Origin of the sequence: Pseudomonas asuensis, assembly GCF_014646755.1 — a bacterium.
Classification (GTDB): Bacteria; Pseudomonadota; Gammaproteobacteria; order Pseudomonadales; family Pseudomonadaceae; genus Chryseomonas; species Chryseomonas asuensis.
Genome location: NZ_BMNW01000007.1, coordinates 310,203 through 333,955 on the forward strand (window position 1 = coordinate 310,203; position 23,753 = coordinate 333,955).

General features: G+C 50.9%; 20 protein-coding genes. 9 read left to right on the forward strand and 11 right to left on the reverse strand.

The annotated features are described in order from the left end of the window. Nucleotides 1–85: 85 nt before the first annotated feature. The 5 genes from IEX86_RS16655 to speB are packed head-to-tail and all read right to left on the reverse strand — an operon-like array spanning nucleotide 86 to nucleotide 4,576. Nucleotides 86–1,465, reverse strand: coding sequence for a sodium:solute symporter family protein (locus tag IEX86_RS16655; RefSeq protein WP_188867257.1), 1,380 nt, complete (start codon nucleotides 1,463–1,465; stop codon nucleotides 86–88). Further along, a complete protein-coding gene (locus tag IEX86_RS16660) occupies nucleotides 1,462–3,036 on the reverse strand; it encodes a purine-cytosine permease family protein (protein WP_188867258.1) in 1,575 nt (524 codons plus the stop codon). Before IEX86_RS16660 ends, IEX86_RS16655 begins: the two co-directional genes overlap by 4 nt. Nucleotides 3,037–3,093: 57 nt before the next feature. After that, entirely contained in the window at nucleotides 3,094–3,222 is a 129-nt protein-coding gene (locus tag IEX86_RS25440) for a hypothetical protein (protein WP_268239871.1), read from the reverse strand. An 8-nt stretch (nucleotides 3,223–3,230) separates the two neighbouring features. Beyond that, nucleotides 3,231–3,620, reverse strand: a complete 390-nt coding sequence (locus IEX86_RS16665; RefSeq protein ID WP_188867259.1) for a nuclear transport factor 2 family protein — start codon at nucleotides 3,618–3,620, stop codon at nucleotides 3,231–3,233. Next, entirely contained in the window at nucleotides 3,617–4,576 is a 960-nt protein-coding gene (gene speB / locus IEX86_RS16670; RefSeq protein WP_188867292.1) for an agmatinase, read from the reverse strand. The genes IEX86_RS16665 and speB overlap by 4 nt, the downstream gene beginning before the upstream one ends. Nucleotides 4,577–5,332: 756 nt before the next feature. On the opposite strand from speB, the gene IEX86_RS16675 reads away from it, so the two are divergent. Both IEX86_RS16675 and IEX86_RS16680 read left to right on the forward strand, forming a co-directional pair. Continuing rightward, the gene (locus IEX86_RS16675) at nucleotides 5,333–6,499 is read left to right on the forward strand and encodes a hypothetical protein (RefSeq protein ID WP_188867260.1); all 1,167 of its coding nucleotides are present in this window, start codon (nucleotides 5,333–5,335) and stop codon (nucleotides 6,497–6,499) included. 190 nt (nucleotides 6,500–6,689) lie between these two features. Next, on the forward strand, nucleotides 6,690–7,730 hold the full coding sequence (locus tag IEX86_RS16680; RefSeq protein ID WP_188867261.1) for a hypothetical protein: 1,041 nt from the start codon (nucleotides 6,690–6,692) through the stop codon (nucleotides 7,728–7,730). 278 nt (nucleotides 7,731–8,008) lie between these two features. On the opposite strand, the gene IEX86_RS16685 is transcribed toward IEX86_RS16680, so the two are convergent. Beyond that, entirely contained in the window at nucleotides 8,009–8,245 is a 237-nt protein-coding gene (locus IEX86_RS16685; RefSeq protein WP_188867262.1) for a hypothetical protein, read from the reverse strand. Nucleotides 8,246–8,652: 407 nt separating this feature from the next. Then, nucleotides 8,653–9,393 (reverse strand): SDR family NAD(P)-dependent oxidoreductase, encoded by a 741-nt coding sequence (locus tag IEX86_RS16690; RefSeq protein ID WP_188867263.1) that lies wholly within the window; start codon nucleotides 9,391–9,393, stop codon nucleotides 8,653–8,655. Between the two features lie 72 nt (nucleotides 9,394–9,465). Here IEX86_RS16690 and IEX86_RS16695 point away from each other — a divergent pair, with 72 nt between their 5' ends. After that, nucleotides 9,466–10,392 (forward strand): LysR family transcriptional regulator, encoded by a 927-nt coding sequence (locus tag IEX86_RS16695; RefSeq protein ID WP_188867264.1) that lies wholly within the window; start codon nucleotides 9,466–9,468, stop codon nucleotides 10,390–10,392. Between the two features lie 1,213 nt (nucleotides 10,393–11,605). Continuing rightward, nucleotides 11,606–12,127: a cysteine hydrolase family protein gene (locus IEX86_RS16700; RefSeq protein WP_188867265.1), complete on the forward strand. Its 522-nt coding sequence runs from the start codon at nucleotides 11,606–11,608 to the stop codon at nucleotides 12,125–12,127. 399 nt (nucleotides 12,128–12,526) lie between these two features. Here the strand turns inward: IEX86_RS16700 and IEX86_RS16705 are convergent, their stop codons facing one another. Next, nucleotides 12,527–13,111 (reverse strand): DUF998 domain-containing protein, encoded by a 585-nt coding sequence (locus IEX86_RS16705; protein WP_188867266.1) that lies wholly within the window; start codon nucleotides 13,109–13,111, stop codon nucleotides 12,527–12,529. A 342-nt stretch (nucleotides 13,112–13,453) separates the two neighbouring features. Between IEX86_RS16705 and IEX86_RS16710 the strand changes: the two genes are divergently transcribed. The 3 genes from IEX86_RS16710 (at nucleotide 13,454) to IEX86_RS16720 (ending at nucleotide 17,369) form a co-directional block, all read left to right on the forward strand. Continuing rightward, nucleotides 13,454–14,104 (forward strand): glutathione S-transferase N-terminal domain-containing protein, encoded by a 651-nt coding sequence (locus IEX86_RS16710; protein WP_188867267.1) that lies wholly within the window; start codon nucleotides 13,454–13,456, stop codon nucleotides 14,102–14,104. Between the two features lie 566 nt (nucleotides 14,105–14,670). Then, nucleotides 14,671–15,015 carry a hypothetical protein gene (locus IEX86_RS16715; protein WP_188867268.1) on the forward strand — a complete coding sequence of 115 codons (345 nt, stop codon included), beginning with the start codon at nucleotides 14,671–14,673 and terminating at the stop codon, nucleotides 15,013–15,015. Between the two features lie 323 nt (nucleotides 15,016–15,338). Further along, nucleotides 15,339–17,369 carry an ATP-binding protein gene (locus IEX86_RS16720; protein ID WP_188867269.1) on the forward strand — a complete coding sequence of 677 codons (2,031 nt, stop codon included), beginning with the start codon at nucleotides 15,339–15,341 and terminating at the stop codon, nucleotides 17,367–17,369. A 169-nt stretch (nucleotides 17,370–17,538) separates the two neighbouring features. On the opposite strand, the gene IEX86_RS16725 is transcribed toward IEX86_RS16720, so the two are convergent. Beyond that, nucleotides 17,539–19,272, reverse strand: coding sequence for a glycoside hydrolase family 5 protein (locus IEX86_RS16725; RefSeq protein WP_373290449.1), 1,734 nt, complete (start codon nucleotides 19,270–19,272; stop codon nucleotides 17,539–17,541). Between the two features lie 1,907 nt (nucleotides 19,273–21,179). Beyond that, a complete protein-coding gene (locus IEX86_RS16730) occupies nucleotides 21,180–22,085 on the reverse strand; it encodes a LysR family transcriptional regulator (protein ID WP_188867271.1) in 906 nt (301 codons plus the stop codon). A 113-nt stretch (nucleotides 22,086–22,198) separates the two neighbouring features. Here IEX86_RS16730 and IEX86_RS16735 point away from each other — a divergent pair, with 113 nt between their 5' ends. Both IEX86_RS16735 and IEX86_RS16740 read left to right on the forward strand, forming a co-directional pair. Then, on the forward strand, nucleotides 22,199–22,627 hold the full coding sequence (locus IEX86_RS16735; RefSeq protein WP_188867272.1) for a VOC family protein: 429 nt from the start codon (nucleotides 22,199–22,201) through the stop codon (nucleotides 22,625–22,627). After that, nucleotides 22,624–23,211: a glutathione S-transferase family protein gene (locus IEX86_RS16740; protein ID WP_188867273.1), complete on the forward strand. Its 588-nt coding sequence runs from the start codon at nucleotides 22,624–22,626 to the stop codon at nucleotides 23,209–23,211. Before IEX86_RS16735 ends, IEX86_RS16740 begins: the two co-directional genes overlap by 4 nt. Nucleotides 23,212–23,564: 353 nt before the next feature. Here IEX86_RS16740 and IEX86_RS25085 read toward each other — a convergent pair. Continuing rightward, a partial coding sequence (locus IEX86_RS25085) for a hypothetical protein (protein ID WP_229685383.1) occupies nucleotides 23,565–23,753 on the reverse strand: 189 nt, incomplete at its 5' end.

A 23,753-nucleotide genomic window follows, 5' to 3' on the forward strand; every position in this document is an offset into this window, starting at 1 on the left:
AATTCTTCGCAGGTGGTCATGTCGTGCTTCTTTGGGTGGACATTGACGTGCCGGCCCCGGTTGGCCGGCACGATGACCGCCTTGCTCAGGCGATGCTGACAGCGCGTGGCTGAGGCCGGCTGAGCAGGCTGCCTACAACAAAGGCAAGCAGACCGACGGCCAGGCTGTAGTAGATCGGCGTATTTGCTTCCAAACCATCCTTGAACATGAATACCAAGGCCGTGCCGCAGCCCAGGGCCATGCTGGCGACAGCACCGGTGGTGGTGGCGCGCTTCCAGTAGATAGCGCCAAGCATAGGGATCAGGATGCCGCCGACCAATAGGTTATAGGCCAGAGTCAAGGCACCGATTACGTCATTGACAATCAGCGCGATCATCAGCATCAACAGTCCGGTGAGAAAGGTAAACGTACGGGTCATGCCCAGGCTGGACGATCGGCCACCACGCAACTTCGGTAATAGGTCTTCAGTCACCGTTGTCGAAGCGGCTAACAAACAGGCGCTAGCAGTAGACATCATTGCAGCCAGCGCGGCGGCGATCACCAGGCCGCGGATGCCATCAGGAAGGGTGCTCTGAACGATTGCGGCAAAGGCATTGTTTGCGTTGTCCAAGTCAGGCAGTAGTATCTTGGCGCACATGCCGATCAGCGCCCCAACCAAGCCATAGATTACGCAATACACGCCAGCCAGGCTTCCGGCCACGCGGGCTACGCTTTCACTGCGCGCAGTGAACACGCGCTGCCAGATATCCTGACCGATGAGACTGCCAAAGAAGTAGATCAGGAAGTAAGTGACGATGGTATCGTAGCCAATAGTGGTCAGGCCAAACGCTGTATCGGGTAGTTTCGCTGTGAGCTGGTCCCAACCGCCGACGCGGGACAGGCAAATCGGCAGTAGCACAAACATCAGGCCAATCGTTTTGATCACGAACTGTACGATGTCGGTAAGGGTCAGCGACCACATACCGCCGATGCTCGAATACACCACTACCACGCCGCCAGCCAGTAAAACCGCGCCCCAGAAGGGCAAATCAAACAGGACCTGCAGCACAGTACCGCTGGCGAGGATTGATACCACGGCAGTCATCAATGCGTAGACGAACATCACCACGGCGCTGGTCTGGCGCGCCATAGGTGTGTAGCGACGCTCGAGAACCTGGGTGACGGTGTAGATGCGCAGCTTGAGCAGCGGTTTTGCGAGAAACAGATTGAGCATGATAATGCCGGTTCCCAGGGCAGCGCAGAGCCAGAAACCGGAGATACCGTGCACATAGCCCAGGCGAACGGTACCCACTGTGGCGGCACCGCCTAGTACCGTGGTTGCCATCGTACCCATGTATAAGGCAGGGCCAAGATTGCGTCCTGCGACAAGATAATCCTCCTGATTCCGTGCGCGACGCATGCCGTACCAGCCGAGCAGCAGCATGCCGGTGGCATAAATGACAACTACAGAGATATCAAGAATCATGGCGCCGCTCCCATTGTGCTGGCGGAAGCCTGGACGCATGGTGCCTGCTCTGCGGAAGGAACGGCTAAGCGATCGGCGAGTCGGGCGTCGTGCTGGGGCAGCGTGGGATTGCTTTTCATGCGTACCCAACACGGGCCAGCCGGGCCATAGACGCTGGCCGGCTCCGGGAACAGATTGAGCAGGCTGATGTAGAGCACGGTCGCGATGCCCAGGGTGATTGGCAAACTGACGTCAATGCCACCTGCAAGCTCACCTAACGGGCCGACGAACTGGCCAGGAAGGTTGACAAAGCACAGACCCACGGCCGCGCTTGGAATCCAGGCACCGAGACCGCGCCAGTTCCAGCCATGCTGGAACCAGTAGCGGCCGCCATGCTCGCCACGGGTGAATACCTGTAGGTCATCGGGGTGATAGAAGCCGCGACGCGTGATCAGACCGAGAATCATGATCACCATCCACGGGCTGGTACAGGTGACGATCAGGACGGCGAAAGTAGACACGCTTTGCACCAGATTAAAGGCGAACCGGCCAACGAAGATGAGCGCGATGGCTGCCACGCCAATCAACAAGGTTGCACCCGCCCGGCTCATCAGCCGCGGGAACAGGCTCGACATGTCCAGCCCGGTGCCATAGAGCGACGTAGTGCCGGTGGACATGCCACCGATCACGGCGATCAGGCAGACCGGCAGAAAGAACCAAGTCGGGGAAATGGCTAGCAGGCCGCCTACATAATTGTTGGCTTCGATGTACTGCGGCGCCTGAGTCGCCACAAGGGTGGCGGTACATAGACCAAACATGAAGGGGATCAGGGTGCCGGTCTGGGCGGCAAGCACTGCCAGCATGGTTCGGCGTTTAGGTGTATGCCGAGGAATATAACGCGACCAGTCGCCGAGAAAGGCGCCAAAGGAAACCGGGTTGCTCATGGCGAGCAGCGCCGCGCCAATGAACGCAGCCCAGAAACCCGGCTGCTCCATATTGAGATTACCCGCGTAGCTGGGATCGAATGGCCCGGCGAACGCAACGATGCCCAGCAGGAACAACAGGCTGGACGCCCAAACGGCGATCTTGTTGACCCACAGCATGAAGCGAAAGCCGTAGATGCACACTATCAATACCAAGAGAGCGAACAGGCCATAGGCCAAGCCCAGTGTCAGGTCTGTTTCCGGCAGGCCAATCAGTCGTTTGGCGCCGCCAATCAGGGCGTCACCAGAGCTCCAAACCGACAGCGAAAAGAAGGCTGCGGCAGTAAGCAGCGAGAGAAAGGAGCCGACTATGCGCCCGTGCACACCAAAATGGGCACCGGACGAGACGGCGTTGTTAGTGCCGTTCAACACGCCAAACAAGCCCATGGGAGCAAGAATCAGGGCGCCTACCGCCACGCCGAGAACAATGGCCCATACGCCTGCCTGGAAGGACAGACCGAACAGTACCGGGAAGCTACCCAGGACGGCTGTGGCGAAGGTGTTTGCACCGCCGAAAATCAGGCGGAACAGGTCAGACGGGGTAGCATTGCGTTGACTATCGGGAATCTGTTCGACACCGAAAGTTTCGATGCGCGTCGAATGGCTCATGTGTTTCTCCAGCGCCTATCACATTTTTATTAGAGCAGCGCAGGCACGCCGCCCTCGTTATTCACCCCTGACAGTTGTCAGGTGGTGGTGCATTGGCAATACGGCAAAGCCGCGAGGAGCCGACTGGGCTCCAATACCCGCAAGGGTGGTGTATCCGACATGGCGAGCTTCAAGTGGCTCGCTCATGCCTGTTTTCAGCTCGTACTTGGCGCTGATAAATGCTCGTGGCAAGCCAGCCACCGTGCTCCGTCGTAGCGGAACACAATAGTCTCCCGTTCGCTAAGGTGTAGTTCGTCACCGCCGGTGCGTAGGTGCGTGGCGACGTCATGAATAAAGATGGCTATATCGCCCTGTATGCTTACATGGGCGTTGCTTGAGCGGCAGCCGAGCACAGCAAACCCCTCTGCCTGCCATTGCTGCCATAGCGTGAAATATTCACGGCGTGACAGAAGAGGCCTCTCCAGAGTGTGGAAAACGAAGGTGGCCTCCTCGCTGAAGCAGGCGAAATAGCGGGCCGTGTCGTTGCTAGCAAAGGCAGCTACCAGCTCAGTGGCGGCTGTTTGGACCTCGCCCTCACGGCTCATCGCCGTACGACCCCTGGCAGCACGCAAAGCATCTCGTAGAGTAGGTTGGCGCCAAGCAGCGACGTGTTACCTGTAGTGTCGTAGGGCGGGGACACCTCAACCAGATCGCAACCGATCAGGTTTAAACCATGGCAACCCCGGATGATTTCCAGCGCCTGGATGGTCGTAAGACCACCCACTTCCGGCGTACCAGTGCCTGGCGCCCAGGCCGGATCGATGCCGTCAATGTCAAAGGACAAGTACACCGGGCCGCCATCGACTTTGGCGCGCACCTCTTCCATCAGCGGCGTCAGCGAGCGGTGCCAGCACTCTTCGGCCTGCACCACACGAAAGCCCTGATCACGGCTCCAGTTGAAATCGTCTGCAGTATAGCCCTGGGCTCGCAGTCCGATCTGCACCACTCGCTCGCTGTCGAGCAGCCCTTCCTCCTGGGCACGGCGAAAGGTTGTGCCGTGGGCGATTTTCTCGCCGAACATATGATCGTTAACATCAGCATGGGCATCGACATGCACCAGGCCAACCTTGCCATACTTCTTCTTCATTGCCCGAAGGATCGGCAGGGTCAGCGTGTGGTCACCGCCCAGGGTTAGCGGGATGATGTCTCGTTCGAGGATGCCATCGTAGTGCGCTTCAATAATGCGCACGGCATCGAGCAGGTTGAAGGTGTTGATGGGCACATCACCGATATCAGCGACGTTCAGGGAGTCGAAGGGGGCAGCGCCGGTAGCCATGTTGTAGGGTCGTATCATCACCGATTCGCTACGGATCTGCCGGGGGCCGAAGCGAGTACCGGAGCGCAGCGAAGTACCAATGTCGAGGGGAATGCCGACGAAGGCAGCATCTAGCCTGTTCAGTTCATCGGGCGTCTGCACATGGGGTAGGCGCAGCATGGTGGCGATCCCGCCGAAACGGGGCATTTCATTACCGCCCAAGGGCTGGTGGAAACTGTTATCCACGATAGGCCTCACGATTTTGTTGTGTACTTGTAAGGATTCTGTTCTGGGAATAGGGCGTGATAAATCCCTATTGGCAAATAATTAGTTCAGAGATTTCTAAACTATTGGCAGGCGTTCGGCGTGGTTAGTGAACCCTATGAAGTCTCATCATGCTGTCTGCATTGCCCGATGTGAACCTGTTACTCATCCCTGCGTAGTGCGCATTAAGGTTCTGCAGCGGTCTAGACAGCGTTGAAGAACATCCACTTAATCTGCACCTATATAAGCCCGCTGAAAGCAGTGCTCGGTATCGTCTTCTGCCCCCTTCGTAACTAATCCCATTCTTACCAAGGATCAAAACGGTATAGCTGCATAAATACTGAGGAGCCAGTAAGTATCTTTTTTAAGTAACTTGCATAGATGCTGGGGCTAAAATCTTCTTTAAGTTATTTATTCCGCTGCGTGATTGCTATCACGTTTTAGGCTGACAAAGGGCACAAAATGGTCTCTCGAATGATAGTATTTGGCCATCATTTGGCGATAAATACTTTTGAGAAATCACAGGGAAGGGTAAGGAAACTCATGGAAACCAGAGCCAGCTTGACCCATTCAAGCTGCAAGACATGCAGCGATCTAGAGCATTAAGAGCTTGGCAGCGTTTAATCCTTATGAGCAATGCATAAGTAAAAACGACGTAAACATCCCTGCAGCTAAAACGGCGCCATTTATAAAGCCGTACCAAGCGTGTTAAGCATTCACCGATCGCTAAGGTTATTTATGTTCCAGATCAAACCGCTCGCATTTGCAGTTCTGTCTATGGTCGCTACTCATGCATTGGCTGAAAGCAACGTAGCCAATGTCTCTCAAGCAGGCGAAAACAACCTGTTCAATGGCACCCAATCTGGTCAGAGCGGCAGGATTACTGCCTCACAAGATGGCGCTGGTAACAATGGCTATATTTATCAGGCCGGTGAAGAAAGCGATACTGAGGTGACTCAACAGGGCATCAGCAATAATGCGTCTGTCTACAGCGCTGAAGGTTTAGCTAACACTACTTTTGTTGAGCAAGGCGGTGACACTAACACTGCTACCGTAAATCAATATACGAACACGACTTCTCAGATCGACGTGGTTCAGGAGGGTTCAGCCAATAGCGTGAATACAGTCCAGAACAATACGCTCAGCTCTCACCAGAACGTTGAACAGCGTGGCAACAACAATACTTTAATTGCGAGCCAGAACGCCGATGTATCTCGTCAAAATGTTACTCAATTAGGTAACGATAACGCTACTGTTATCTATCAAAATGACTCTAATCAGGTAGAAGCCGAGATCTATCAAGAGGGCCAAGGGAACAGCGCCTACATTGACCAGTACGCTATTGTTCTGTCCGATGCCTCCATCTACCAGACCGGTTATGCCAACACCACTAATGCCTACCAGCATAACGGCGATAACAACAGTGTAGTGGCTAATCAAAATGGCGGCTTTAACGTCTCTCGTGTAGATCAGGATGGTTCCAATAACCAATTCCGAACTACTCAGACGGGTGATCGCAATCTGATTAGTGGCCAGAATGGCGGCGTTTATATTGGTTCAACCAAGCAAGCAGGCAACTTGAACTTATTAGATGCCACTCAAACCGGTTCCGGTAACGAGTTGTTCTTTGACCAGGGCGGCAATTTGAACGCGCTGTCTGTCATACAGACTGGCGACTATAACGAGCTGGTCGGGTCCAGCACGGGTAACGGCGATATTGTCTCCGCTATTCAAGATGGCTTTAGGCAGATTACTCAGATCAACCAGAACAACGACCTGAACATGGCAACAGTTTCCCAGACTGGCAGCTTTAACACTGTAAATATTGCTCAGACAACGGCTAACAACATAGTCAATGTCGTTCAGAACGGCACTAATAACTCAGCCACTATTACTCAGCACTGAGTCAGGCAATGGAGCAGACCATGATTCCCTCTGCTCCTGAGCTTACACGGTCCATCTGTTAGTGGCCCGTATTTGCGAACAACATTAAGGCCACCTTAAAGGAATCTTAACTGGCGGAATCACTTAGTGATCTCGTCACGTTGGAGCGTGAGGCTACAAAAGCCTTCAGTCATTCATGGAGATAAGAATTATGTATAGTTTGAAACCAGTAGCGTTTGCTGTGCTGGCCGTCATGGCCTCTCAGGCCTTTGCTGAAAGTAATACGGCAGACCTGGCCCAGAAGGGCTCTGTAAATAGCGCATCGATCGACCAAAGTGGCACTAGCATTGGTGCAGTATTGACGCAGGATGGTAGCAACAACACTGCAGATTACACGCAGTCAGGTAGTGCCAACCATGCAGATGCCACTCAGTTTGGTGCCAGTAACAAGCTGACTGTTTCCCAGAAGCAGGGCTCTGCTAACACGATCGAGGCCAATCAGAATGGCGACGTGAACACGGCCGGTTTCTATCAGCATTATAGTAATGACTCTACCACCCAGATTACTCAGTCCGGCAGTCAAAACGGGTCTTCCTCCTACCAGTACTACACGGACACGGCGCAGGCTTCCGTTGACCAAAACGGTGACCACAACAGCTCTACGACGTATCAGTACAATACCGTTCTTGGCTCTGCGACCGTAGAGCAGACGGGCAATTTCAACAAAGGCAAAGTGAAGCAGATCGGCGCTGAAGCGTCGTCTGGTACTGTTGCACAAGACGGCAACTTTAACCAGGCTGAAGTATACCAGGAAGCCTCTTGGAGCTCTGCTACAGTCAATCAGGATGGCAACTACAATATTGCCAAGACCTCTCAAATTGAGGGCAGCGAGAACACGGTTACCGTACGCCAGACTGGCGACGATAATACGGCTGACCTTAAGCAGACAGGCGTCTTGAATCAGATGACTGTCACTGAAGCCGGCAACGCGAACGATGTAACAGCCTCGCAAACCGGCGGCAACATGAATGATATCTCGGTCACTGTAAATGGCGATCTTAATGAGCTGGAAATCACGCAGGTCGGTAATGATCAGAACCTGACCGCTCATCAGAATGGCTACTGGAACGAGATGACCGCTACCCAGGCGGGTAACGCAAACGCCCTGACAGCGTCTCAGTATGGCCGTGAGAACCTGACGACAGTTAGCCAGGCGGGTAACGGTAATATTGCCAATATTACTCAGCGCTAAACACAAGGACAGCCGCAATGTCGGCTGTCCTTCTCTTATGATTTTCTCAGGCCACCAAGAGCATCGGTTAGTTGTGCACCCAGTGCTCAGTGGTTTGGATAAAGACTTGCAAACAGGCGTGGCTATAGGCGAGCAATAGCCCTTGTCTAAGAAATGATAGAGCCGATACGAACTTATATCGGCTTCTTTAAGACCTTACCAAAACCTACTGATCCGATGGCTTATAGGGCTTTGTAGCTGCTGTTTGGCTACGAAAGAAGTATTGCCTCTTCAGGGAATTAGTATCGCTTCTCTAAATCCCATAGGCCGAACCAGAGTACAGCTTGTGCGGTAAAGCCAATCGTAAGGATAAACAGCGCCATGACCATGACTGTCCAATAGGACATGAAGTAGCCATAAAAAGCTACTGGGGTGGCAATCAATCCAATCAGAAGGGGTACGCGTTTGAGCCAGCGGGTCTCATGAGCGGCTTGTACTTTGATCCTGGCAATAAAATGTTCCCTGTCCTTGTGCATAGTGTTTCCTTGCGCGCTTTCGAGGAGGTGTGTGTCTGAGTGCTGTATAGACACCGGGAACACATATACTGTTGCTGCTCGGGTAGCCACCTGCATCACAAGATTGGAATGTTAGGTTTGAAATATCGCTTGGCTCGGACGCCCATGCAGCAGATCCTGCTCCGTTGGCCGATATTGATGAGCACAGTAACGAGCATGATTCTGACATGTATCTGACTAGATACTATCAGGCGCTCACCGGCTCACTGGGCAAGTAAAATTAGCCTACTGCGGCCGCCTCGCAGGTAACCGATTTAGCGAAGCCTTTGAAATAGCCGACTATAAGAAAAGGCGACGTTTAATATAGGCCACCGCTACCGGTCAGAAGCCGACCCCAAATTAGGTCAGCTCCAGACCTAAACGAAATCTTAGAAGATCATGCCGCCCGCGACATCGATCGTAGTACCCGTGACCCAGCCTGCATCGTCTGACACTGCATACACTACCGCCGCAGCAATATCTTTAGGCTTGCCAACGCGTCCCAGTGGGGTTTTGGCGATAAAGAAATCATCCATGCCCCGTGCCGACTCTGCATTTCCTTCTGTATGGACAAATCCTGGTGCGATGCCTACCACGCGAATGCCTCGGGGGCCCAGCTCCATGCCCAGAGAGCGGGTCAAGGTATTGACTGCTCCTTTAGTAGCACAATACACATGCACCTGCGGGTACGGGCTGTGCGCCAGGCCAGAACTGATATTGACGATTACCGAGCCGACCTTCATGACCCGAGCAGCGGCTTGTGTGGCCAATAGCAGCCCACGCACATTTAGGTTGAAATGCTCATCAATGCTTTCAGCACTTAACGTTTCCAGCGAGTCGGCTCTGTATACACCCGCGTTGTTGATGAGAATATCCAGCCTGCCAAACGCTTGGATCGCTGCGTCGATCAGTGGCGCAATTTCGTCCGGACGAGAGAGGTCAGCCTTGTATGCCACGGCTTCTCCACCTGTCGCAGTGATACGTTTAATGATCTTTTCAGCGTCTTCAAGGCTTCGCGAATAGTTAACGATGACTTTGGCGCCTTCGGCAGCCAGACGCTCAGCAATCGCTGCGCCGATGCCTTTGGAAGATCCGGTGACAATAGCAACTTTTCCAGCCAAATAACTCATGCATGTCGCTCCTATTAGAATAGGGCTCCATGTTAGGCTCTGCGAAACTTATTATTTATAGGCGCAATCGGCATGCAGTATGAAGGCCTGCTTCACAATGGAGTCATACGGCCAGATCTCTTGCCAGGTATTGCCGCCTTTGCGCAAGTCGCCAAATACGGCAGTTTTACCAAAACAGCTGCGATGATGGGTATCTCACCATCAGCCCTTTCTCAAACCCTGCGCACACTGGAACGTCGGCTCGGCGTGCGTCTATTGGAGCGCTCGACACGAAAGGTTGGCTTAACCGAGTTTGGTCAACGCTTTTTGCAACATACACAGATAGGCCTGACCGCCTTAACTGCGGCAGTCGAAGACGTTAACGAACTGCGTGATAAGCCTACCGGGCTGCTTCGACTCAACCTTTCTCGGACTGCGGCTGATATCGTGCTGATGCCTCACTTGGTGAGCTTCATGGATGCCTTTCCTGATATTACGCTAGAGATCAACTGCGATAATGCCTTGCTGGATTTGGTGGCTTACGGCTTCGATGCAGGTATTCGGGTCGGCGAAAACCTAGCACAGGATGTTGTGGCGGTACCCATGGGTGGCTCGCACCGTATCGCCACTGTCGCAGCGCCCAATTATCTACAGGGACGTGAACATCCTTGCATACCTGAAGATCTTCGCTTGCATCGCTGCCTCAACATCCGCTTGCCCGATGGTGTATACCGCTGGAGTTACAGTCAGAATGGACGCACTGTAGAGATCCAGCCTCCCGGCCCGGTGATTACTAACGATGCAGATACTTTAATGCAGGCCATCCGCGCGGGGGCTGGCATAGGATGCGCATTCGAAGCCCAAGTGCAAGCCGACATTGATAACGGAAATTTGATCGCAGTGCTCCGCCCTTGGTGGCCCAGCGTCTCGCCGTTTTACCTTTACTACCCAAGCCGTGTCCACGTTCCGCGTAAACTGCGTGCATTTATTGACTTTATGAACGCGCGGTTGAGCCCATGAACGTAGTCTATAGGAAGCATTAATCTTCCATCTGAAACAGGACTACACTTGGCCTGCTGTCAGACCTATCGTGATCATCAAACACGATGCATAAGGATTTACTTAGGAAGACTTTTCCAGAAGGCTCCTGGAGCTACAGAGATTCAACTCATATTCACTTAGATGCTTGACTAAAATGAAGAGGAGCCACACAAGATGCGGAGCTGGCGAAGCACCATTTCAAATGATATATACGAGGTAATGTAGTCAGGCCCTATACAAGGTTCGAGGCGGCTCATAGTACGTTCGTATAACTGGGAAGCGCTGCTCTATAGTTTTATAAAATTGACTACAGTAGCCGTGGGAAAAGGTCTTTAGTCATGACTACATCTATATTTTATAGCGCCTTAAAGACAACTTCTTTGGAATCTGCGATCTATCTTTTAGGTTCCTAAAAGTTAATGTTGCTTGATGGAGGTCTGAGGGTTGAGTAAGCAGTCTTCTGCTACTTAAGCGATATGCAATCGTATCCGTTAAGTTACTTTCCTTGACTCAAGCTAATAGTGGCCGAGCAGAGGTTGATAAAAATACCTAGAAGTCCAGCTTTATTAAACTGTGCTGCGCTTATCCTTTGGTCATGCAGCAGCCTGGCTATGCTATTAAGGTTACTAAAAATAGTTACCTTAAAGAGCTTGGCTTGGACTATAGAGGATGCGGAGGCGGGAGAAATTGAAGGAACCAGCCGTAAAAGCAGAGAATTGCTTTGACTTACGGCCGGTCCTGTAAATAACACACTAAATCACCAGTTAATGGAAACACTCGTAACGCTATAAAAACGCCAGGTTAGTTGATGGGCAGTACCGCAGGGCTTGCTTACGTGTACTGGTTGATAAGGAAGCAAAACTGCTTTCCTTAAATTCAGGTATAGCTCCTCACTATTAAGCCTTCAAGCCCATTTGTCGCTTCTGACTGATTATGTCGGTGACAGCGCTTTTTGCCCTCAAACCTGGAAGTCGTTAAAACAGAAAGGCCTTGCTAACAAGTCCAGCGATTACTATATTCAAACACATGCCTATAACTCAGCTCACCTCGATTACCACCACCGCGACCGCTAAGGGCGGGCCGTGTAAGGTATCGTGAGCAAGAGATAGCGACCGAACCCAAAGGCCCCGCCAGTGATGGTAGGGCCTTTTATTTTGTCCTTACGTCACTAGTTAACGTAAGGAGATGATCGATGTATGCACTCTTGATCCTTGATATGCAGGTAGGCCTGTTTCATGGCCCTGACAAACCCTGGCTTGGCGAGCGCTTACTTCTCACACTGAATGACCTTGTCCATCGGGCTCAGAAGGCCGGCTCCCCTATTTTCCTTGCAAGGCATGTAGGTCCCGCCGGGAGTCCAATTGAACCGGGTAGCCCTTTTACCCAGTTGATAGAGGGGCTGGCTCTTAACGGCACAGAAATCATTTTCGAGAAAACCAGGCCTAATGCGTTCGCCTGTACCCATCTTGCCGATGAGCTCCACTCTCAGGGCGTTAAGACTATCGTAATCACAGGCATGAAAACTCAATACTGCGTTGATAGTACGTGCCGTGCAGTGCGGGACTTGGGGTTTGAGGCCATCCTGATAGAGGATGGGCATACCTGTTCGGATACTCCATTGCTAAGTGCTGCGGCTATCATCGATCATCATAACGTGACCCTTGCTGGAGCTTTTTGTCGGGTTATGAAAGCCGCGGAGTGCCAGTTCTTATAGCTGGCCTGTCCATTTAACAGCACTGCAGCGAATACTCATGGCTCGCGCAGTGCTTTGGTTCTGTAGTCGCTCAGGCGTACCGTAGTAACTACAGTATTTATGAATGCCCTAATACGGCCCAGGGTTGCACATCCTTCAAACGGCTCGATGGCCATTGTGTTGGTAGTAGCTACCATGCCCGCCATTTTTCGACTGGCCGCCCGTTAAATTGCAAGCGCCAGCGCTTGGTCTTAGGCGGCAGAGGCTACGGAAAGAAGCTTGATAGAACAGGTGTTGGGTCGATCAATAATCACTTATGAGAAGCAGCAATGTGTTCCTAAAAGCGGGATGATGTTACTGCTTGCCATACATCTATGGGACCCGAGATCGTTTAAGCATTAACAGAGCCAAGCCAGCAACTCAAATTACCGAAGCACCATAATTAATACGCTGATATAAGCCGAAAAAGTGACCAGCCTCCAGCGCCTTTCCCATTAATTGCAATGTGACCAGTGCAACCAACGCGCACAGTATTGAGAAGAGGGTAAAAGGCATTGATTGCAATAGTTTGCGCCCTAGATAAATCCATACAACACTAGCTAGAAATAGCGATACAAACATAACCAAGCCGCTGTAGTTATGGATCGTTTGGCTGGTACTTGGACTTTCGAGCTTGCAACCTACATCACATGAGAAATAACCGGTGCAGAAGCTGGCTATGCCGTGGGTGATAATGAGCAGTCCAGTAAGCATTGCCAGCTTTGATTCCCTAAAGGTTCTGATGATAGCGATACCAAAAACAATAAATAGACAACCGAGAGGGTAGTTGTTCATGAGTGGTGAGAGCACGTGAGTAGGGGCTTCTTCAGCGCCTAACTCACTCATTGCCTGATTAATCTGACTGTATTCTGGATAGAGTAGGCCGGTAGCCATTACACCTATAAAAAGCCAGAAAGGGATAATAAGACCAGCACGATAAGCAAATTTATAGCGGAAGGAAGACAACGTCGAAGTCCTGTTCGTTGTTAATTTTCTTTACCAACTCAAGGCAGTAGAACCCAGTAAAGACCAATAGAAAACATAGCCTAAAACTTCAGCGTCCGCACATAGCCGTTGCCGCCCCTAGAAAGCTAACTGAAGTAGTGCTGTGCTTATTGCTCACATCGGTAGCCGCAGAGACATAGGCTAATAACTACCTATAATGATTTTCATCTAAAGGACAGAGACAGAGACAGAGACAGAGGCAGAGCCTGTCTGGATGGGAGGGAGAGGGATATTAAAGCAGCCTATAAACATAGTTGCTTTATAGCATTATTTTAACGCGTTAAGCTAAATGCTGGAGGCGTCATGTACAAGCTTTTTGGAGCAGAGGGCTCCGGTTCGGCTGCTATCGAAATCGCTCTCAAGTATTGTGATGTGGACTATCAGTTGGTGACAGCGAGTTCTTGGCTGGCGGGGGAAGGTAGCGACGTACTGAAACAGCTTAACCCACTCACGCAGGTGCCTACGTTAGTTACTGATGACGGCACAGTATTAACCGAAAGCGCAGCAATAATGATCTTTCTAGGGTTGGAGTTTCCCTCCTCCGGACTCCTTTCCCGAAATCATATCGAGCGAAGCCAGCAATTGCGAAGCCTGGTCTATATAGCTGCCAACTGCTATTCGCCTATCGGTATTATCGATTATCCTGAGAGATGGTTGCCGACTAGCGCAGAGGAGCACTTAAACCTGCTTAAGGTCGGGGCAAAATTACGTCTGTATGACCACTGGAATAAGTTCAGTGATCTGTTTGGATCTACTGCTTTCTGGCATCCTGAAAGCCCGTGCGCGCCAGAAATTTTAACATCTGTAGTAACCCGCTGGAGCGGAACACGTGAGTACTTGAGTGCATCACGGCCGGATTTTTACGATTCGCTACTGCTTATAGATTGCCAGCCTATTGTCTGCTCGGTGAATCAGCGTCATTGGTGCACTGATGAAAGCGTCAAAGCACTGTAGTCGTACTTGCAAGACGGGTTGAATAGCAGCAATACTATGCAGGCCCTCTTTGCTCCTGCTGCTATTTTATGCGCGCTACTGGCTCTGGCCATCTCTCTATCGCTTTTGGATCAACGCTTCGTGGCGGATCTGTAGTGCATTATCTCTTTCTTGATCTCAGCTTGTTGCATACCAGAGTTCTGAATTGCCCTTATGGCAGGGCGGCGTTCTTATTATGGGCAGAACTACAAAGGCTACGTACCTTGCGGTCACACAAAGATTAGATGCACGCTGATTTGTTTAAGTACCGATCAACCTGTTGTTTTCAGAACACAAGCATTCAGCTGGTAAAAATCTCAAATCCTTGATGATGTTAATTCGATATTAATCGAAAGGGTTTTAAAGTTTTAGAGGCCCTATAAACTTTAATCATTCCAGTCAAGGCGTCAGCTGAAAGCTACTCAAGCTTTGCCACTAAAAAATATTAAATCCTTGAGTGTGTAACTTTTCTTTAAGACATTGCCTGTAGATTATTGCTTTGCAGGCTATCAATTAGGTCGGCTATTTATTTCTTGCCAGAAAATTTCATGGCTGAGGCTGGTTTGGCAATGTCTATAAAATTACAAGTATTTGCTGTAGTACGAAGCAGTAGTGTCACATTAATACTGTCTGCTTTTACCTGCTATTGCCTTGCTCAGACTTCGAATGAAGTGGATGAAATGGCAGTGGGTGACTTGGAAGAGGTGACATGCGGTGCAGCAGCTAATATTACAGCTCGTGTCATTTGTAAAAAGCAGTTCGTAGCTACGCATAAAAGCGCTCAGAATCATAATGATGAGCTTAATGAAAAAAATGAGCAGCTCGAATCGGAAGAAGCCTTGAGCCAGGAACGAACAGTCACGACAAGCACCTCGGGCACGCTGACCAAGTGAAACTATAAGAGCAAAGGGCTTATATGACGCATGGATAGATCCTGGAGTTTTATGTAGGAGACTTCCCTAATGCCTGCATCAGTCGCGTAACGCCTGCCTGTGCCTCTAATGGATCGACCAAAATTAATCAGATGCCTTTTCAGATGCCCTCTAATCGGCAATTTATATGGCCGACTGAACTGATCCTCCTCTTGCCCCCTCGATAAATAAGGCCTCTAAAGCTACGTGTTGGGTGCTTGTTCAGGTACGTTTTGCTTAGAAACACTGTGTATCCACTCAGAGGCCTTACCGGGTAAACCATTTGATAAAACGTGCGGGCCGTGATGAAGCAGGAATTAGATTTTCAGGTATTGTTCGAAGCGCTTCCCCATCTTGTACTGGTCCTGTCTACAGGCCCTGAATTCATCATGCTCGCAGCCAATGAAGAGCGGTTACGTGGTACGAATACCCGGCGTGAGGACTGCATAGGTCGCTCGATATTTGAGGTGTTTGGTAAAAACCCGGAGGAGCAGTCAGAGTTCGGTGCGGGGGTCTTGCGTGCTTCACTGGAGCGTGTTGTACAGACCCGAGCGCCCGATCGTATGGCCATTACTAAGTACGATATTCCACGTCCGGCAAGTGAGGGTGGAGGCTTCGAGGTACGCTACTGGAGTCCGCTCAATACGCCCGTCCTTAATGCGCAGGGTGAGGTTGTCTATATCATCCATCAGACGGAGGATGTGACCGAGCAGGTCATAGAGCAGCAACGTTCCAATTCAAGTCTTAAAGTCACAGATGAACGCTTTCGAGCCGCGCTGCTGGCATCAGAAGCGGGGATCTTTGACTGGTATATCGATGAGGATCGGCTCTACTTTGATAATGCGTTACAGCAGCTGTTCAAGCTGCCTGATGTTCTTACGCATAATGCCATTGAGCGTTTTGTTGACTATGTCCATCCGGATGATCGGGGGCAGGTGCGTTTGTCATTTGCTCAATGTGCTCAGGGACGTGATTTTGTCTTGGAGTTCCGGCTACACCGTACCGCCACCGAGCAGTGGTTGGTCTGTAAAGGTAAGGTCTTTAGAGATGCCTCAGGCAGCCCATCTTATGTAACAGGGACCTGTGTCGATATTAGTGCCCGAAAACAAGCCGAGAACACACTACGTGAGCTCAACGAAACCCTCGAGGCGAGGGTGGCTGCGGAGGTGGCTGAGCGCACCAAGGCAGAAGATGCGCTTCGTCAGGCTCAAAAAATGGAAGCAGTAGGCCAACTCACAGGCGGAATTGCCCATGATTTCAATAACCTTCTCACTGGAATCATTGGTAGCCTGGAGCTGATGCAGCGACGTCATAGCATGGGTGACTGCAAGGGTGATGAGCGCTATATCAACGCGGCTGTAACGTCGGCCCAACGGGCTGCGGCGCTAACCCAGCGGCTGTTAGCCTTTTCCCGCCGACAGACATTGGATCTCAAGCCCGTGGATGTCAATCAGCTGGTGGCGTCACTTGAAGACCTGCTGAGCCGAACGACCGGAGAAAATATAAAGGTTATAACTGACTTGAGTGCAGGCTTGGCTCTCGCCTGCATGGATGCCAATCAGTTGGAAAGTGCATTGATTAACCTGATTATCAATGCACGCGATGCCATGCCAGGAGGTGGCCTGATCACGATCTCAACCGATTCTCGCCATATAAAGAGCGAGCATGAGGCTGAACTGATTGGCCTTAAGGAAGATGATTATGTGGTATTGACCGTGTCGGACACCGGTACGGGAATGACGCCTGAGATTCTGGCGAAAGTGTTCGAGCCCTTTTATACAACCAAGCCTATCGGCCAGGGGACCGGTCTTGGCCTATCCATGGTCTATGGCTATATGAAACAGGCTAAGGGAACAGTCCAGATCGTATCAGAACCTGGGATCGGAACCAGCGTTTATTTATACATGCCTTGCTACAAAGGTGGCGCCAGTACGCTTCCAGGTACGACCACCGAAGCATCGCCCTTGGGGTCAGGTGAGACTGTTCTGGTGGTTGAGGACGAGTCTGTGGTTCGCTCATTGATCGTCGAAGTATTAGATGAGTTAGGCTATCAAACGCTTGAAGCGGCAGATGCTCAGGAAGCTATCCCATTATTAGAAGGTAATCATGAAATCGATCTGATGATTACTGACGTAGGACTTCCAGGCATGAATGGGCGTCAGCTCGCTGATTTTGCCCGATTAAGCCGTCCTGAATTAAAGGTCCTCTTTGCTACAGGGTATGCGGAAGGTTCCAACGTAAGCGGTTACTTAGCGCCAAACATGGAGATCATTACCAAGCCTTTTGCGATTGATGCGCTTGCTAATAAGATCAATGCGATGCTTAAAGCCTCTTAGGCTATTTGCCTAGCACTGTTTTTCTTATGTTTAGGTTGCTTCAATGAACTAACGCTCATAGGTATTACCTGTGCTTGTAAGCCTCATAGATAGCTGTTCAGTTCTTCTGGTGAAAAGATCAGGGGCCGTCTATCAAGACGACCCCTGAGTCACTTATAAGCTTAAGCGCTTAGTTGGCTAGCACCGCTAGCGTTTTCGGATATCCCACCACCGAGCCACTTACGGCAGCGCCGTCGAGGTAAACCCCTAGGTTTTTACCTGCCTGGACATAGGTGATTTTGCGGACCTCACCATTGGCCAGGCGTACCGATGCACCCACTTTGAATGCAGCCTGATTAGCTGCCGTTGCAGGGATCGAGAAGCCTGGTTTCTTGCGATACACTCCGCTCAGCCAATCCGTGTTGGTAAAGTCATTGACCGTACTGATGGCTACCACTGCTGACACGGGAGTCAGCTTATTGGGATAGCCCACAGCAGAGCCATTGACTGGAGCCCCCTCAAGATACACAGCCATGTTTGTACCGATATGAACATGAGTGATCTTGCGGACTTCACCATTGGCCAGACGTACTGAGGCACCTACTGTAAATGCAGCTTTGTTAGCAGCGCTTGCAGGGATCGAAACACCGGGTTTCTTGCGGTAAACGCCATTGAGCCAGTCAGCGTTGGTAAAGTTATTGATTACGCTACCCACTGCATTGTCGATCGCTGTAACAGGCGTCGTGGTTACTGGGGCCGTCGGTGGTACTGGTACCGAAGGCGACGGTGTTGTTGAGGAACCAGTACCTGCAGACGGTGCGTTTGCAACCGGAGTTGTACCTGTCGAAGGCGTGGACGCCGGCGGAGTAGTGGGAACGCTTGCCTTCTTCGGACCAAAATCCGTACAGCTAGTGTTGTCCATGTACTTCTTGAGAGTCGGCCACTGCGGACGTTCTACACCATTGATAGGCTCAACCGACATGAAGTAGTTGCCCCAGCCTGGGCCTGCTGCCCAATAGGAAGCTGGTACGCAATTCTCCTTCAGGTACGCCAGCATGTTGTCCATCAGGATGTTCCAGCGTGGGTTGTTATCCGGTACACCAAACTCACCGATGTAGCCACGCTGACCATGCTTTTTCAGCCACTCCACAAAAGGCTTGACCCGGTTGACGCCATACATCACGTCAAGCTTGTTAACGTCCACATCGCCATAGCTGCCGCCCGCGTTCTCATCAAAATAAGAGTGCGCCGAGAAGATGATGTTGTTGGACGGGTCCTTCAGGTTCAGCAGGGGATCGTTCCACTCTGCCCAACGGGTCGCGCTCGACCAGCCGTTACCTTCCACAATGATTGGGCGCGTCTTGTCTACTGCACGCACGCCGTTGATACCGTACTGGGCAGCCGTTGCCCAATAGGCCAGTGCGCCGTTGGGCTCGTTCATGATGTCATAGGCGTACAGCGCGGGCTGTTTGCTCCACTGCTGCGCGATCTTGGTCATGATCTCCTGGTAGCGCGCATAGGGGACGCTACTGGTACCAATCACTTGTCCGCGATAACGCGCATAGTTATGCAGGTCAAGGATGATCTTGATGTTGTGCTTTTGGGCGTAGCCAAACGTACGGTCGATCAGGGCTACATAGGTAGGATCCAGTGGTCCACCCAGCTTGGGCTGTAAGCGCTCCCAGATAATGGGAAAGCGAAACGTCTTGATGCCCCGGGCGCTCCACTGCTGGAAATACGACTCGATCGGGAAAATGTAGTTGGTACCATTGATGCCAGGAAGCACATGAGGCGCAAATCCCGCACCGGAGAGGTTAAGGCTCACCAGGTCAATGGGTTCCGCCTGTGCCGCTGTGCCGCCGAAGGCTAGGCCTGCCAAAAGAGGCAGGGTCTTGAAAAAACGCTTGGGGGAAAAAAGAGACATACTCACCATACTGCTCTGCTAGTGATGGGTGTGCGTCTGCCCTTCCTTAGAAATGACGTTAAACCCGAAATAAATGTGTGGTGAAAATTTAAAAACACCGATGTCGCGCTTCCTGACGCCGCTAAGGAACTAACAAGACGTGTGCCAAAATCTATACATAAAAAGAAACATTTAGGATTAAAGTCCTAATAGCTTTACTGAATCGTTCTGCGACAAGGGTTCAGTAGGAGATAACCGTTCGTCGGTATAGGGTTTAGCCAAGCCAGGTGTTCAGTGCACTTGGCACGGAAAAGTTAGAAAGCCAAAAAGCTGACTTTTAAGCGCACAGGATTCCTTATCCTGAGGGCTGGCCAAGGTTTGTTGAAGAGACAGTTCAGGGTGCTTGTAAAGAGAAGGTGAAGTTGCCTAAGTCGAGCTTTATTTTTTCAGAGCAAAGCAACTTTTTATGCGGCGTCTGTCCTAGTAGCTAGCGGCGAGTAACTAATTTCTATCTATTGAAAATAGGCATAGCAAAAGCCGCCAAGGGAATGGATAACTTCAATAGAGGCTAAGAATAATGACAACGACCCTCCAGCAGCGCCGCGAACAGTTAAATGTCCTTATGCAAGAGTATCAAACCAGAGCGAAGGCCTTAGGCATTCACTTTGATTTGAAAAAAGCAAAGCTTGCCGCTCGAAGGCAAGTGCTGGGAAATTGAGTTGTTGGAAACCGCAAGGCTAGGAAAGTCATGAGTCAGAAGGAGGGCAGCTATCAAGATTGATTGAAGCCGCCTTTCGCAACACGATGAGGGTGTAAGTTAGCAAAATGACTTACACCCTCATCGCCTCTGGATAGGCCTTCACTGAATTTTTGACAGCGAGCATCTAATCCGAGCTCTCTGCTCGTTCATCAACGTGTAGCGTTCAGCGCCGTTCTGAACTACGAAACGTTACACAAGCGACCGGATAGCCGAATCGTTGCTATTACAAAAAAGAAAACCGTTTAGAGGTCGTTTCTAATTGATCGCTCTCACACCTCTATAGCCGTGATTTACATTAGGCTCGATGCCACCGCTACTGCTGTTGAGCACCATCCACGATAGTTGATCAACTTATCTGTCGGACTCTGTTGCTAGTCTATCAATCTGGTCTTTAATTAGCCTAGCCAGCTAATGATTTTGGACACAGCTTAATATGCAGGCTCGTAGAAAACCTTCCAGTTCTAAGCAAGCCCTTAGGCTAGGCTTGATTGCATTAGGAGCAGCTTCACTTCCCCTCTGTTATCTAATCGCAGCGCAGGATAGTGGTTATGAACATAAAGGTATTTTAACGTTTTTTTCGCTTATCCCCTTTTTCCTGTTCTTTCTTTTTTGTTTGATCCGCTAAGAGCCTACGGTGGGTAATGCCAGAGCAGCATCGGGGCGCATTTATAGCCTGTAGGCTTTCATTGCTAGAGTGCTTTTATCGCCTAACAAGGTTGAACTGATAACAAAGCTGGATAGGAAAGCAGCAAAGAACAAACAGCTTTTGCTGTTTCCATTGGATTTGGCGGTTTGCTTTATTACCTGTCTGATGTGTCGATATATTCAGGTGGCATTCGGATTCCCGTGCTATTTGCTATTAGCACGGCTTAAAACAATGGCATGTGGCCATGTCTTGTAGATTGGCACACGTACCAACGATACACGCGGGTAGGGCGGGAAGGTATTTTAGGGCACCAAGAATTACAGCATTACTACCCCTTGGTTTTCCATGGGGTGATTTCAGTCAGTGGCCTTATACGTCTTTGGAAACCCACTTTGACCTGCTTCTGCTGTACTGACGTCGAACGCATGCACAGCGTTATAAAAACTAAATATGCTTACATAGCCTTTAAAGGTTACTAAAGGACCGCTACTGAAAGCAGCTAGACGTTAGAAGGCGATAATGTCACTGGTTTTCAGCCGGATCGGGCGTGAGCCTTTCTAATTTAGGCCATATCCAATCCACAAATGTTCTCACGCGCGGTGAAAGCTGCAAAGCATGGGGATAGACCAGATGGATGGGTATATCCGTGGGTTCGAAATCTTTAAGGATTCTGACCAAGCTACCATTAGCAAGCTCATCGGCCACCTGATAATGCATCAATCGCGTAACACCTAAACCTTGCATGCAGGCCAGGCTAGCGGCTCGAATCTGGTTGCACACCAGCCGCGGCGTAATCTGTTCAACCAGCTCTTTTCCGTCGTGTCGGTAATACCATTGCCGGCCTTGCGAGGCTAACGAGATGCACGAGTGCTCTCGCAGGGCTTGCGGGCTATCAAGAGCGGAGGAGGTGCAAAGGTAATCAGGGCTGGCGCAGGTTATGAGTCGGGTGACGCCTATCTTCCGCGCTACCATTGTTGAGTCACGAAGGTGCCCGATACGTACGGCAAGATCCAGGCGCTCATCGAGCAAGGGGACTATCTCATCGCTTAGCGTCAGCTCAGCGCCCATTTCTTCGTGATCTTTAAGAAAGGCGTTTACAAGGGGCGCTACATAACGTTGTCCGAACTCAACAGGTGCTGTTACTCGGAGCATGCCGCGAACGATACCATCGCGAGCCTCCAGTCGGCGCTCTATATCGTCGAAGTCTTCGAGCATGCGACGGCTCCAGGCTAAATACTCCTCACCTTCAACGGTGAGAGCCATGCGTCGAGTGTTGCGGTTCAATAAGCGAACCCCCAGGTAGCGCTCCAATGCCGCTAACGAACGTACAAGCGAGGCTACAGACTGGCCTGTTGCATCAGCTGCTGAACTCAAGCTTCCGCTTTCAACAATCCGAATGAAATTGGCCATTGCCTTGAGTCTGTCCATTACCACCTTCGATCTGTGCAATTCATGCATAAGTATTGTCAGGTTCGCGGCATAGGTGAAACAGATGGATCAGTAGAGACTTAAGCACCTGATGCCAACTGGAGCTTCAACAGATGAGCCAACGACCAAGCCCTGCTCGGATTCTCTCATACGATCACATTGGAATTCGTGTCAGCGAGAAAACCCGTGCGATGGCTTTTTACCAAGCGCTAGGATTTGTGGAGACCGCCTGTTTTCCGCTGAGTGAGGCCAATGAAATGCTCAGCCCGGATGGGGTACGTATAAATTTGATCTTCAATGGTACTCGCGTACCCAATGCTCACAACGTTCTGCTGGATAACCCAGTAAAGCTGCCTGGCGTAACGCATCCTGCTTTCATTGTGGATGATCTTGGTGCACTACAAGTGTGGCTGGGCGAGCAGGGGATCGTTATCACAGAGGGGCCGCATCCTATCGGCCCTAGACGAGTTGCGATATTCATTCGCGATCCCGACGGTAATGTTCTTGAGTTCAATCAGCTCGTTGAAGGAGATGCACAATGAAATTGTACGATCTGGACGCGTCTGGGAACTGCTATAAAGTCAGGCTCTTTGCATCTTTGGCTAACATTGAACTGGAAAGGATTCCAGTGGATTTCCTGAGCGGAGCACATAAACAACCACCACTTTCTCTACTCAATCCGTTGGGCCAGCTGCCTATCTTGGAGGACGGAACACATGTTCTCAGAGACTCGCAGGCCATTCTGGTATACCTCGCCGGCCTATACGGCGGTCTGGCATGGTGGCCAGCTCATCCACAGGGTCAGGCTGAGATTGTTCAATGGCTTTCTTTTGCCGCCAATGAGGTTCAGCACAGCCTTTGTGCCGCACGGTTAGTGGAAAAATTTGGATATGCGCTGGATAAATCGCAGGCGCTTGCCAAGTCCACCATAACGCTCTCTATACTTGATGGGCACTTGGAGCACAATCATTGGCTTGCAATGGGCCGACCCACCATTGCCGATTGTGCGGTCTATCCCTACGTCGTGCTGGCGCCAGAGGGGGACGTCGATCTTAAGCCCTATAGCCATATCATACGTTGGATCAATCGGGTAGAAGAGCTGCCCGGCTATCTGCAAAAACCCTGATCAGCTTATTCTGAGCGATGAAGCAGGCAGTTTTCTACTGCTAGCCAGCGCACCCGTTGCATGCAGTGGCTCCGCCAGCGGTATGTTGGATACTACCTGCTGGCAGGGCTATGCGATCGGTGCCGTGCTAGCTGCCCCTAAGCGTGTCCGTATCACCAAATAAAGAGAGGCGTGGGTAGGAGCAAGCCTTGCATTAGCACTGATCAGTGCTATTCGCCAAATCACGTTACATCGCAAGTCCTGGATAAACTGCATACCGTGACGTTGGCCGGGCTGGTGTAGCAAGGTCACTGCGACCCGTAGTGAACCCGAACCCTATTACCGGCCGCAGATACCTGAAAAGGTGTGTTTGATCATAGTAGGCAAACGGCAGGATGTACCCTGTTTCGCCCTTGCTTCTTGGCAACATACAAGGCTTCGTCAGCTACCTTCAACAAATGAACTGACCCCCGAATGTTGGACACAACCTTCGAGGGTTCTTTATGGCGAAGTACTCGCTTCAGTTCAAACTCATGGTCATTCGCGATTATCTGGAAAGCGCT